The sequence below is a fragment of the Clostridium peptidivorans genome (genome assembly GCF_900205925.1).
Taxonomy (GTDB): domain Bacteria; phylum Bacillota; class Clostridia; order Clostridiales; family Clostridiaceae; genus Clostridium_AK; species Clostridium_AK peptidivorans.
The window spans coordinates 1-12,912 of the sequence record NZ_OAOD01000040.1; the positions used below are offsets into that span (position 1 = coordinate 1).

General features: G+C 30.5%; 11 protein-coding genes and 1 riboswitch. Of the genes, 9 read left to right on the forward strand and 2 right to left on the reverse strand.

Annotated features, from left to right (window positions below):
- Nucleotides 1–225 precede the first annotated feature (225 nt).
- From CRN98_RS17000 to CRN98_RS17025, 6 genes are all read left to right on the forward strand, one after another.
- Nucleotides 226–1,455: an aromatic amino acid transport family protein gene (locus CRN98_RS17000; protein ID WP_097028600.1), complete on the forward strand. Its 1,230-nt coding sequence runs from the start codon at nt 226–228 to the stop codon at nt 1,453–1,455.
- A gap of 3 nt (nt 1,456–1,458) precedes the next feature.
- Nucleotides 1,459–2,346 carry an acetamidase/formamidase family protein gene (locus CRN98_RS17005; RefSeq protein WP_097028601.1) on the forward strand — a complete coding sequence of 296 codons (888 nt, stop codon included), beginning with the start codon at nt 1,459–1,461 and terminating at the stop codon, nt 2,344–2,346.
- 201 nt (nt 2,347–2,547) lie between these two features.
- A complete protein-coding gene (locus CRN98_RS17010; RefSeq protein ID WP_097028602.1) occupies nt 2,548–3,120 on the forward strand; it encodes a hypothetical protein in 573 nt (190 codons plus the stop codon).
- A 238-nt stretch (nt 3,121–3,358) separates the two neighbouring features.
- Complete coding sequence (locus CRN98_RS17015) at nt 3,359–4,765, forward strand: peptide MFS transporter (RefSeq protein ID WP_097028603.1); 1,407 nt, start codon at nt 3,359–3,361, stop codon at nt 4,763–4,765.
- Between the two features lie 225 nt (nt 4,766–4,990).
- Nucleotides 4,991–5,266: a DUF1294 domain-containing protein gene (locus CRN98_RS17020; RefSeq protein WP_097028604.1), complete on the forward strand. Its 276-nt coding sequence runs from the start codon at nt 4,991–4,993 to the stop codon at nt 5,264–5,266.
- A gap of 194 nt (nt 5,267–5,460) precedes the next feature.
- Nucleotides 5,461–5,584: riboswitch (cyclic di-AMP (ydaO/yuaA leader) on the forward strand.
- Between the two features lie 3 nt (nt 5,585–5,587).
- A complete protein-coding gene (locus CRN98_RS17025) occupies nt 5,588–6,328 on the forward strand; it encodes a cell wall hydrolase (RefSeq protein ID WP_097028605.1) in 741 nt (246 codons plus the stop codon).
- Between the two features lie 234 nt (nt 6,329–6,562).
- On the opposite strand, the gene CRN98_RS17030 is transcribed toward CRN98_RS17025, so the two are convergent.
- Entirely contained in the window at nt 6,563–7,294 is a 732-nt protein-coding gene (locus CRN98_RS17030) for a DUF3298 and DUF4163 domain-containing protein (RefSeq protein ID WP_097028606.1), read from the reverse strand.
- A 226-nt stretch (nt 7,295–7,520) separates the two neighbouring features.
- Between CRN98_RS17030 and amrA the strand changes: the two genes are divergently transcribed.
- The gene (amrA, locus tag CRN98_RS17035; protein ID WP_097028607.1) at nt 7,521–8,924 is read left to right on the forward strand and encodes an AmmeMemoRadiSam system protein A; all 1,404 of its coding nucleotides are present in this window, start codon (nt 7,521–7,523) and stop codon (nt 8,922–8,924) included.
- 28 nt (nt 8,925–8,952) lie between these two features.
- On the forward strand, nt 8,953–9,927 hold the full coding sequence (amrS, locus tag CRN98_RS17040; protein WP_207653607.1) for an AmmeMemoRadiSam system radical SAM enzyme: 975 nt from the start codon (nt 8,953–8,955) through the stop codon (nt 9,925–9,927).
- A 43-nt stretch (nt 9,928–9,970) separates the two neighbouring features.
- Here amrS and CRN98_RS17830 read toward each other — a convergent pair whose 3' ends face one another.
- Complete coding sequence (locus CRN98_RS17830; protein ID WP_097028608.1) at nt 9,971–10,141, reverse strand: hypothetical protein; 171 nt, start codon at nt 10,139–10,141, stop codon at nt 9,971–9,973.
- Between the two features lie 368 nt (nt 10,142–10,509).
- On the opposite strand from CRN98_RS17830, the gene CRN98_RS17050 reads away from it, so the two are divergent.
- Nucleotides 10,510–12,243, forward strand: coding sequence for an ABC transporter ATP-binding protein (locus tag CRN98_RS17050; protein ID WP_097028609.1), 1,734 nt, complete (start codon nt 10,510–10,512; stop codon nt 12,241–12,243).
- Nucleotides 12,244–12,912 lie beyond the last annotated feature (669 nt).

Here is a 12,912-nt window from a genome sequence, read left to right on the forward strand (position 1 = left end):
CTTGTGTAAATATCTTATTACTCATTAAACCCACCCATTTCTTTATTTACTCTATTATAGATAAAATACCCTACCGGGTAGACTTTTTTCAAGTGTCTATCCGATAGGGTACATTTTATGTTATCACTGGTCTTTTTATATTCTAAAAAACATTTTGACTATAAAAATAATATTTATAAATTCTACTGCATAAAATTAAGTAAAAATAATAAAAGGAGAGAAGTTATGAATCAAAACAAAAGTAATAATGGTTTTGAGGAAAGCTCACTTAAGATTGAGAGCATAACATTTTCGGAAGGCGTAGCTATCATAGTTGGAGCAAACGTTGGAGCGGGTATACTTTCATTAGCTTATGCAGCGCGTAAAGCTGGATGGCCTATTCTTTTCTTTTGGTTAATTATTGCTGGAGTATTTACAACTATCTCTATGCTTTATGTAGCAGAAACTACTTTAAGAACAAAGGTTGCACTTCAGTTAAGTGGATTAGCTGAAAAGTATGTAGGATCCTTTGGTTCTTGGGCAATTTTTGCATCTGTTGTAATCAATTCTTTAGGATGCCTCATAGCATACATGTCTGGGAGTGGAAGGATTTTAAATTCTTTCTTTGGAATACCTAATTCTGTTGGTAGCTTAATATTTTTTATTCCCGCAGTTATAATAGTATGGTTAGGATTAAAGGTTACAGGTGTTGCAGAAAAGGTAATATCTGTTGGAATGGTAATTATGGTATTAATTCTTGTTATAGCAAGTTTTTTAACTGGCAAAGCAGAAGTTTCAAATATAGTATCAGCAAATTGGTCTTATGCTATACCAGTGTTTAATGTAGCTATATTTTGCTATATTGCCCAATATGCTGTGCCTGAACTTGCAAGAGGGCTTGCTGCTCAGCCTAAAAAGTTAGCGCCAGCAATTTCGCTTGGAATGTTTATTACTTGTGTACTACTTTCAATAGTTCCTCTTGCGGTACTTGCATTAACAGGACCAGAAAAGGTAACAGAAGTTGCTACAGTAGCTTGGGGTCAGGCTATAGGACAATGGGCATTTTTTATGGCAAATATATTTGCTCTATGTGCAATGATGACTTCTTATTGGGCAGTGGCAGAAAGCTGCTTAACTAATATAGTAGATAAGTTTAAATTAAAATCTGAATGGGATACTAAAACAAGACTTATTGTACTTGCGATAGTTACAATTCCTCCATTTATGTTAGCTTATGGCGGCATTGTAAGTTTTGTAAATGCAGTATATTTAGCAGGAGCTTTTGGTGGAGTTATAATGTCTGTAGTTCCTGTAATGATGCTGAATAATGCTAGAAAATTTGGAGATAGAGAACCTGAATGGAGATGTGGAATTATTGCTCATCCAGTAGTTCAAATACTGCTTATAGTATTATTTTGTGGAGCAGCACTATATGCTGTAGCAGATTTATTTAATGTACTTCCAGCGGGGTGGTAAAAGGTGAAAAACTTTAAAAAGGATAACGTAATATATTATTTTAGTCCCGATAATCTTCCAAAGTATTTTATAGAAGATGGAGAAGAATTTTGGGTGGAAACAGAGGATTGTTATAGCGGACAAATAAAAACTATAAATGATTTAAGGCCAAATATAAACATATCAATTATGGATGCTTCTGTAGGTCCTATTGCAATAAATGGTGCAGAAGTAGGCGATAGCTTATGTGTGCAAATATTAGATATTGAGGTTGTAAGTCAAGGAGTAATGGTAACTTCTCCGGGACTTGGAATACTTGGCTCTATGATAAATGAAGCAACCACCAGAATAATAAAAATAGATAATGGATATGCAAACTTTTTTGATAAATTTAAAATACCCATAAACCCAATGATTGGAGTTCTAGGAGTAGCAACTGAAAAAGATAAAATACATTGTGCAACTCCAGGAACGCATGGAGGTAATATGGATACAAAGGAAATAAAAGTTGATTCTAAAGTATATCTTCCTGTATTTGTAAAGGGCGCAAATCTTGCTATAGGGGATTTACATGCAGTCATGGGAGATGGTGAATTAAGTGGTACAGGCGTAGAAATAGCAGGAAAAGTTCATCTAAAGGTAAATGTTATAAAGAACATGAAGCTAAATAGGCCACGTATAGAAAGAGAAGAAGGAATTTATATGATATCTAGTGCTGAAGACTTTGAAGAGGCTATCAAAAATGCAGTATATGATGGAGTAGAATATTTAAAAAATGAATTTAATTTAGATTTCAAGGATGCTTATAGACTTGTAAGTGCTGCTTGTGATATAAGAATAAGTCAAGTAGTAAATCCATTAGTTACAATAAAGTTATTTGTTCCTAATTGGATAAAAAATACTATAATATAGGTAAAAGGGATATGTTAAGTAATAAGATTAGCATATCTCTTTATACATAATTATTCATGTTTAAAAATTAAATTTAAAAATTTATTATGTGGAAACTTTTAACTGAATTTATCATAGGCTTTTTTCTAATACTAATAATGTAATGCTTTAAAATCTACAAATTATACCAATAAAATAGTATTAGAGAAAGGAGAAAATATTATGCTGAAATCTAGAAAAATTATAGTTGCATTAACTATTGCAGCATCTATGATGCCTTCATCAGCTTTGGCTAAAACAACACCTTCAAATGAACAAAACAAGGCACCTAATAATATAATGGAAAATCAAAAACAAGATAACAAAGAATATAAGAAAGAAAAGTCTGAAGAGAAAGAGGAAAAAACAAATAACAGGTTAGAAGAGCAAGATAATCTTGTAGAAAAAGCAGATAAAATAGTTCCAGGAGTAAAAGCAGAATGGGATAAGGTTGTAAAAGAAAGAAAAGAATTATTAGATGAACTTAAACCCTTAAAGAAAAAGCATATTGAAGAAAATAAATTAGAAACAAAGGAAAATAAATTAGAAAATAAAGAAGAAGGTAAGGAAAAAAGAGAAGATGTAAAAGAAAAGCACAAAGAGACAAGAGAAGAAAAGAAAGCTATGTGGGAAGAACTTGAAAAGGCTGTAGATTCAAAGGATGCTGAAAAGGTAAAATCTAGCTTTAAAAAAATAATTAATTCAATGGAAAAATCAAATGACAGATTAAAATTAAAAATCAAAAAATTATCATAATTATTAAGGCAATGCTTTGAAATAGCATTGCCTTAATTGCTTAAAAGAATAATTTCTATACAAAAATTTAATCAAATTAATTTATAAAATAATAGATTAATTTGATATAGTTGAAAATTAGTAAAAATTAATTATATTAAAAAATATGCAAAAATAACTTGTTGAAATTAAAATAAGATGATAAAATTTTCTTTGTATAAAGAAATATGTCGAAATACTAATGAAGGAAGTTGGTAAAATGCAGTTAAAAAAAGAAGAAGCTATTAAGAAAGGAGATTTTCAAAATCAACCTAAAAAGCTAAAACATCCTCCGGGGTTATATATGCTTTTTATGACGGAAATGTGGGAAAGATTTAGCTATTATGGGATGAGAGCACTACTCATAATATACTTAACTACTGAACTTCTAAAAGGTGGATTAGGATATGACAAAAATACAGCAGCTCTTATATATGGTTATTTTACAGGATTTGTTTATTTTACTCCACTAATAGGGGGATATTTATCTGACAAGTATCTAGGTCAGAGAAAAGCTATAATACTTGGTAGTATTATTATGGCAATGGGGCAATTTGCACTTTTTGCATCACAAACTAGAACTTTTTTATACATTGGTTTAGGCCTTCTTATAATAGGAAATGGATTCTTTAAGCCTAATATTTCTACATTAGTTGGACAACTATATGAAGATGGAGATGAAAGAAGAGATTCAGCATTTACTATTTTCTATATGGGAATTAATGTAGGTGCATTTTTAGCACCACTTGTATGTGGTAGTTTAGCTGAGAATATATTTGCTCAAAGACAAGGAGAGCAAATAATGCACTATGGATTTAAGTATGGATTCCTTGCAGCAGCTATAGGCATGATTTTAGGAGGAATTTTATTTACTGTATTAGCACAAAAATATCTTGGTGATATTGGTAAGGAGCCTGTTACAAAAACTAAATCTGCAGCTAAAAATAATGAAGATGTAAATAGACCTCTTACAAAACAAGAGAAGAATAGAACTGCAGTTATATTTATATTAACAGCATTTGTTGTGTTCTTTTGGGCTGGATTTGAACAAGCAGGAAGTTCTCTTACTATTTATACAAGGGATTATATAAATAGAAATGTATTTGGAATGGAAATACCGGTATCTTGGTTCCAATCTTTAAATCCTGTATTTATAGTAATGTTAGCACCAATTATATCTAAAGTTTGGATAAACCTTTCTAAGAGGGAACAAGGAGATTTAAAAGTACCTACAAAAATGGCTTTAGGTATGATACTTCTTGGAGCAGGTTTCCTACTTATGGTAGGAGCAGTGCTTGAAAGAGGTGCAGCTGGAGATAATGTTTTAGTAAAAGCTAATTTAATGTGGCTTGTAGGAGCATATTTTCTTCACACTCTTGGAGAACTATGCTTATCTCCAATAGGACTATCTATGGTAAGTTCACTTGCACCAGTGAAATATGCTTCTTTATTAATGGGAGTATGGTTAATGGGTAGTTTTATAGCAAATATAGCAGCAGGATATGTGGCTTCTTATGTTGAAGTACTTGGACATCTAGAAATATTTGGTGGAATAGCAGCTATATGTATAGTACTTGGATTCGTATTACTAATTTTAAGGAAAAAATTAGTTGCGATGATGGAATAAGTAAAAGAGCGTGTGTAATTGATGGATTACACACGCTTTTTTAATTTTAAGAAATTATAGATTATCGTAAATGTGGATAAATTTTAAATCAGCTAGGATATACTCCTATAAAAAGTGATATAATTATAAATAGATAGAGGAGACTTCTTAATAGTTTAAAATGGACTGATTTATAATAAAATTTAAGATTATTAGAACACAGGCAAATCATGTAAGGAGATACATATGTACTATATTTATATTTTTATAGTTGTAAACATAATAAGCTACTCACTTATGGGGTGGGATAAGTACTGTGCAAGAAAGCATAAATGGAGAGTGCCTGAAAAAGTGTTATTCGGATGGGCATTTTTATTTGGAGCTACTGGAGCATATCTGGGAATGAAAAATTTTCATCATAAAACTTTACATAATATATTCAGATACGGCTTCCCAACGCTTATGATTATACAGTGGATTTTGATAATAAGTTTTTTATTAAAATACCATATAATATTTTAATAAGGATGATTTATTTAAAAGGGCATTTATATAAATGTCTTTTTATTTTAGCAAAAAACTTATATGAAATTTAAGTTTTTTGCTATATTTTATTACGAAAATGCATTGAGAGTAATGTCAGTAAAATCAATGCCTTAAGAGCATATGCCAGTAATTTCATATAGACAACTTGTATGATAGCCTATAAAATGTAACTTACAACGATGCCGAATCTCCTTTAAGGAGTACGGGGGATATCCCATGGGGTGAATCTTTTAAAGTAGGGTACCTCTAACCCGAACCCGTCAACTAACCTCGGAGGCAAAATGGAGGTATAAAATTATGAAAAAATTAAAGGTATTTGCTTTATCTATGATTTTAGTTTTTGGTTTAAGTGTTGTGGTTTATAATACTAATGCTAAAATAGCTAATAATCAAGAAAAGAAATATGAAAGTCAAGAAAAAGCGGCATTATCTAATAATGAAGACGATGCACATAAGGCGATTAATGAAAATAAGAAAAATACAAATTTAAAAACTATAAGCTTTAATAATGCAGATGAAACTAAAAAGGCAAATAAGAATAATGTACAAGATGTAAGTAATTCAAATAAGACAGGTGCTGATGTTAAAACAAATAGTACACCATCAAAAGTACAATCACAAAATGTAGCAAAAGCATCAGATAAAGTTACTGCAAGTAGAGGAGACCTAAAGGCAGCTATACCATATAATGCAAAAGAATTAGATCTTCTTGCAAGACTTGTTAGAGCAGAAGCAGGAGGAGAATCTTATAATGCACAGGTGGGTGTGGCAGCAGTAGTTATAAATAGAGTTAAAAGTTCAAAGTTTCCAAATACAATAACTTCAGTTATATACAGTAATAATCAATTTACTCCAGTACAAAATGGACAAATTAATAAACCTGCAACAGATACTAATAAAAAGGCAGTGCAAGAAGCCTTATATGGAAAAGATCCAAGTAACGGAGCATTGTTTTTCTATGATACAAGCTGTACAAGTAAATGGTTATTGTCCAAGCCTGTAAAAGCTAAAATAGGTAAAATGGTTTACGCATATTAGAAAAAGTACGACAGTTTTAATGTTGAACACATCGTATGAGATTTGCATTTAGGAAAGCCGTTCACTGCACAAAGAAGCTCTAATATTTCTGACTTTAAACCACCTAAATTTTCTAAACTCGCTGTCGCTCAGACAGTAGAAAATTCTTAACGGTGTTTTAAAGTCAGAAATAAAGAGCTTCTATCTGCTTGTTCAATGCTTTCTACAATGCAAATCTCATACTTATGTTCATCATTAAAAATGTGGTAGTTTACTTAGAGGAATTGTAAATTCCTGAATACCTAGTACATAGGGGCCTATTTCATAAGGTTGAAAGTAAATCACAAGATTATTATCATCAATATAAAAAGGTTGAGTATTGCTTATAGTTTTAAATTCTGTTATTGAAATAGCTCCAGGAACAGAATTTTTTTTGTCTATTTGTAGTTGGATTTCCTTATTAATTAAGTGAATGTAATTTGCGTTTTGCTGAAATAATTTCTCCAAGGTTATGTTTTCGCCGGTTTTTAAGTTTAAATTATATGGGATTTTGCAGGAAATACCATGAGCTCCGCCAGTATATTCGTAATACATAACCGTAAGGCTTAAAAATGAGGAACTAGTATAGTGAACATCATAGTTTGTTTGCACAGTATATGGCCTAACTAAGATGTTATTGTTCATATCAGTCTTAGCAAATCCTTCTGTTCTATTTTTCAGTTTACAAATATAGTTTAATATATCCATATTTATTTTATCTTGAACAGCCTTATCTTTTAAATCATTTAAAACAGGTATATCTAAGTTCACTTCAATATAATTATTGCCATAATTTATTTTTTTAGTATTTACATTAATGTTATTTGGAGCAAGCAAAAGTGCAGTAGTTGACTTTAACTTGCCAGAATGAGCGTGGACAGGTATAACAATACTTAAGATTATATTTAATAAAATTATATTTAAGGTATAAAATGTGAATCTTTTCATTTAATCACCTCAAAAATTAAGTCTTTATAATTAGCATTTGTTTTATTAGATTTATTATGTATGTATAATATTCATGATTTATAGAACGGCTGGGTTCATTATAATTATTATATTTCAATCCATCGAGAGATCTTTTTATGAATTGATATTATAGTGTTTAAATATAGGTAGTTTAGAGAAATATATTATTAAATAGTGAATTTTATATTAAGGAGAGAATATATAAATGGGAAAAATTTTATCACATTATATAATGCCGCATCCACCTATTGCTGTAGCAGAGGTAGGAAAAGGAGAAGAAAAAAAGATTCAGGAAACCATAGATGCATGTATTGAAATTTCAAAGGATGTAGCAGAAAAAAAGCCTCAAATTATAATAATTATTACTCCTCATGGTCCACTTTTTAGAGATGCTGTAGCAGTAATAAATTCAGAGAGCATAGAGGGCGATTTGGGGAATTTTAATGCTCCAAACGTAAGTTTTAAATTAAATATACATAGAGAAATATCAAATAATTTATTAAAGAATTTGGATCATGATGACATAACGGCTGTAGCCATAAATGAAACGAATTCTAGAGTGTATGATATAGAATTGGAATTAGATCATGGTGTTATGGTACCACTATACTTTGTAAATAAAAATTATAATAATTATAAATTAGTACATATAACATATGGTTTGTTATCTTCAGAAGAACTTTACAAGGTAGGTAAGATAATTAAAAGCACCGTTGAGAAATCTTCTTTTGATGCAGTTTTAATAGCATCAGGAGATTTATCACATAAATTAAGTAATGAAAGTCCCTATGGATATGCAAAGGAGGGGCCAGAATTTGATGATAAGATAATAAAGCTTCTGCAAAATGGAGATGTAGAACAAATCTTTAATTTAGATAATAATATGTGTGAAGCCGCTGGAGAATGTGGGCTTAGATCCTTTTATATTTTGCTTGGAACATTATATAATAAAAAAATACAAGGAAAGCTTCTTTCTTATGAAGGACCTTTTGGCATAGGATATGGAGTAATGGAAATTGAAACTGTGGGAGATGAAGAAAAGGATATCTTAAAGGAATTGGAAATAATAAAGAGAGAGAAGTTAAAGGAAATAAGAGATAAGGAAAGCGTATATGTAAAACTTGCAAGAAAAAGTCTTGAAGGATATATACGGGATAAGAGATATATTGATATACCTGAAGATTTGCCTGAAGAAATGTTAAAAGAAAAAAGAGGCGTATTTGTTTCGTTAAAGAAAAATGGAGATCTTAGAGGATGTATTGGTACAACAATGCCCACAACAAATAATGTGGCAGAGGAAATAATAAAAAATGCAGTAGAAGCAGCGGTAGGAGATCCACGATTTGCTCCCGTAAAGGAAAAGGAAGTAACAGAGATTGTATATTCTGTAGATGTACTTATGCCTGCTGAAGATGCTAAGAGAGAGGATTTGGATCCTAAAAAGTATGGAGTAATAGTTAAAAGCGGATACAAGAGAGCTTTATTACTTCCAGACCTTGAAGGAGTAAATACTGTGGAAGAACAATTAGATGTGGTTCTCAGAAAAGCAGGAATAAATTCTGGGGAACAATACTCTTTGCAAAAATTTGAGGTAATAAGGTATAGGTAATATTTGAAATGTTAAGGGGGCGAAGAATTTGCTTAAGGAAGCCATGTTTTATGAAAAAACAAATGATAATTACGTTGTATGTAATTTGTGTCCTCACAATTGTCATATAAAAGATGGTGGAAGAGGACTATGCGGGCCTAGAAGAGCATATGAAGGGAAATTATATAATTCAAATTATGGAGAAATAAGTTCAATTTTTCTAGATCCTATAGAAAAGAAGCCGTTATATCACTATAAACCAGGAAGTTATATACTTTCTGTAGGAAGCTTTGGATGTAATTTTAAATGTGGTTTTTGTCAAAATTATAGTATTTCTCAACACAATGTTGATACTAGATATTTGGAGCCTGAAGATTTAATTAACTTAGCTCTTGCACAGAAAAATAACATAGGAATTGCCTTTACTTATAATGAACCTTCAATATGGTATGAATATATATGGGATGTAAGTAGAAAAGCTGTAGATAAGAACATAGATATAGTACTTGTGAGTAATGGATATATTAGCAAAGAACCCTTAAAAGAATTATTACCTTATATATCTGCTATGAATATAGATCTTAAGGCATTTAAGGATGAATACTATAAGGATGTTTGTAAGGGAGATATTAAAGATGTTCTAGAAAATATAAAGCTATGCAGTGAGAAAACTCATGTAGAAATAACTACACTGCTTGTAAATGGCTATAATGACTCAGAAGAAGAAGTTGAGGAGTTATGTAAATGGGTAGCATCCGTTGATAAAAATATTCCAGTACATTTTTCTAGATATTTTCCTTCATATAAATTTAGAGAAGAACCAACTCCCGTTGAAAGAGTTTTAAGTGCTAAGAAGATAGGAGATAAATATTTAAATTATGTTTATATAGGTAATATACCCGGTGTAGATAATAATACTTATTGTCCTAAGTGCGATAACTTAGCGATAAAAAGAGAAGGATATGATATTAAGGACTTGAGGATTAAAGAAAAATGTGTAAGTTGTGGCTTTAATATAAAGTAAATATAAAATGGGTAGTGGATTTAGCTTCCACTACCCATTTTATTTAATTATTATGAGAAAGCTTAGAGCGCTTTGTGTATTTTTTACCAACAGAATGAACACCCATTTTTTCTCCATTTTCCATACCAATTTTAGCTCCATCTTTTGGATACATTTTTCTAAGTTCTGCATTACTCTTAACATCAGTTTTTAAATGACTCTTATTATTATCCATAATTTCTCCTGAAATAATCAGGATTCACCATCCTTTCTCTAAATATATTTAAGGAAACATCTCAATGAATCGAGATGTGCTGATTTATGACAAAATCAAAGATTTTTACAAATCATGCAAGGAAACATCTCAATGAATTGAGATGTGCTGATTTATAACAAAATCAAAGATTTCTATAAATCATGCAAAGATAGACTAACTATATTTTTACCTTTAATATAAAGTAATATACTGAATATAAATTTGTAAATTCTTTTGAAATTAATACAGATGAAAAATATGTATGATAATTATGTTGATAAATAACAAATAAGATGTTATCTTAGTTTGTATATAAAATTATAAATAAAGAAAGGAGAATATAAATAATGAAAATTTTAAAAAAATTTATAAGTTACTATAAGCCTTATAAGAAAATGTTTTATATGGATATGTTTTGTGCGTTTACGCTATCACTTATAGATTTAATGTTCCCTATTATCGTGAGTTTCATGATAAATAACGTATATACAAAAGGAAGAAGTGAGATATTAAAGTATGTAATTTTAATTGGTACAGGATTACTTTTGATGTATGTAATAAGATATTTTTGTCAATACTATATAACTTCTTGGGGACATATTATGGGTGCAAGAATGGAAGCGGATATGAGAAGTGATATATTCAATCACTTACAAAGGTTATCCTTCTCTTATTATGATAACACAAATACTGGAAAGCTTATGTCTAGAATAGTTACAGATCTATTTGATATATCAGAGCTTGCCCATCATGGGCCTGAAGACTTATTTATATCCTTGCTTAAGATTATTGGTTCTTTTATGATACTTATGAGCATTGATGCCAGGATAACGACCATACTATTATGTATAACTCTGTTTATGATATATTCTTCATATTTTTATAATAAAAAAATGAAGTCAGTATTCAAAAAGAATAAAGAAAAAATAGCAAATGTAAATGCTCAAATTCAAGATAGTCTTTCAGGGATAAGAGTTGTGAAATCATTCTCTAACGAAGAGATAGAAAATAAGAAGTTTGAAATAGGAAATGATGCTTTTTTACAGACAAAGGAGAATAGTTATACTATTATGGGAAGATTCTTTAGCATGAATGGATTTTTCCAGGGAATTTTGTATCTTTCAGTAGTGATTTTTGGAGGAATATTTATAAGTAATGGAAGTTTTCATGCTGAAGATCTTATGGTTTATATTTTATATATAAACATTTTTCTTAATCCTATAGACAAGCTTGTAAACTTTACAGAACAGTATCAAAAGGGGATAACTGGTTTTGAAAGATTTTTAGAAGTTATTAACACCCATCCAGATATTATAGATAAAAAGGATGCTAAAGATCTAGAGAATCCAAAGGGAGAAATTACTCTTGAGAATGTGTCATTTAGTTATGATAACAGAAATGCAGTTCTTAAAAATATTAATATATGTATGGAAGCGGGAAAAACAGTTGCTATTGTAGGGCCTTCAGGAAGTGGTAAAACTACTTTTTGTAGTATAATACCAAGATTTTACGAAGTAGATGAAGGGTCGGTAAAGATAGATGGTATTGATATTAGAGATATTAAGATAAAATCACTTAGAAATAATATAGGTATTGTTCAACAAGATGTATATATGTTTGTAGGAACAATTAAGGAAAACATTGCTTATGGCAATCCTAAGGCTACTGATGAACAAATAATTGAAGCAGCTAAAATGGCAAATGCACATGAATTTATAATGGGACTTGAAGAAGGATATGATACTTATGTAGGTGAAAGAGGAGTCAAGCTATCAGGTGGGCAAAAGCAGAGAATATCAATAGCTAGAGTTTTTTTAAAGAATCCTCAGGTATTAATTTTGGATGAGGCTACATCTGCTCTTGACAATGAGAGTGAGAGACTAATACAAAGGTCACTAGAGCTTCTTTCCAGGAACCGTACAACTATTGTAATTGCCCATAGATTGAGTACTATAAGAAATGCGGATGAGATAATCGTTCTTACTGATGAAGGAATAAAAGAAAGAGGAAATCATGATGAACTTATAAATAAAAAAGGGGAATATATGCATCTTTACAATATGCAGTTTGAACAAGTTTAATATAAAAGGAATTTGTGATATTTTTAATGCTCTGGGTCGTATAGAATTTTCATCTAGGAAGGCGTTCATTCCGCCGAGAGCGGCTAATATTTATAAATTTAAAATCCCTAAGCCGTCTAAACTCGCTGTCGCTCAGACAGTAGGCGGCTCTTAACGGTATTTTAAATTTATAAATAAAGCCGTTCTAAGGCTTATTCAATGCCTTCTACGATGGAAATTCTATGCTCCCAAAGCATTAAAAGTTCTTCATGTGAACTGCTAAAGGAAGAAATTCAGTCAACTGAATTTCTAAAATATTTTAGGACTTAGCACATAAAGATCTTTTAGGGCAGCAGCCCGGCACGTTACAAGAACTTATACTAAATAAATGAGGAAATTTAATTTACAAGTTAAAGATAAGATAATATTATAAAAGATTCTTAATAAAAAATAGAATGGCTAATATTTTACGACCTATCGGTCTTCGGGCTCATCAGCCCTTTGATAAGTGTAAATTTAAAGGAACTTTCGCCAAAGCGAAATTCCTTCCTTACGTCAGTGAGCTTGAGTGATATTTTTAATGTTGAACACAAGTATGGAATTTGCATTGTAGAAAGCATTGAGCAAGCAATTAAAAGCTCTTTATTTCTGATTTTAAGGTGCCGTATAGAGCCTTCTACTGTTTGAGCC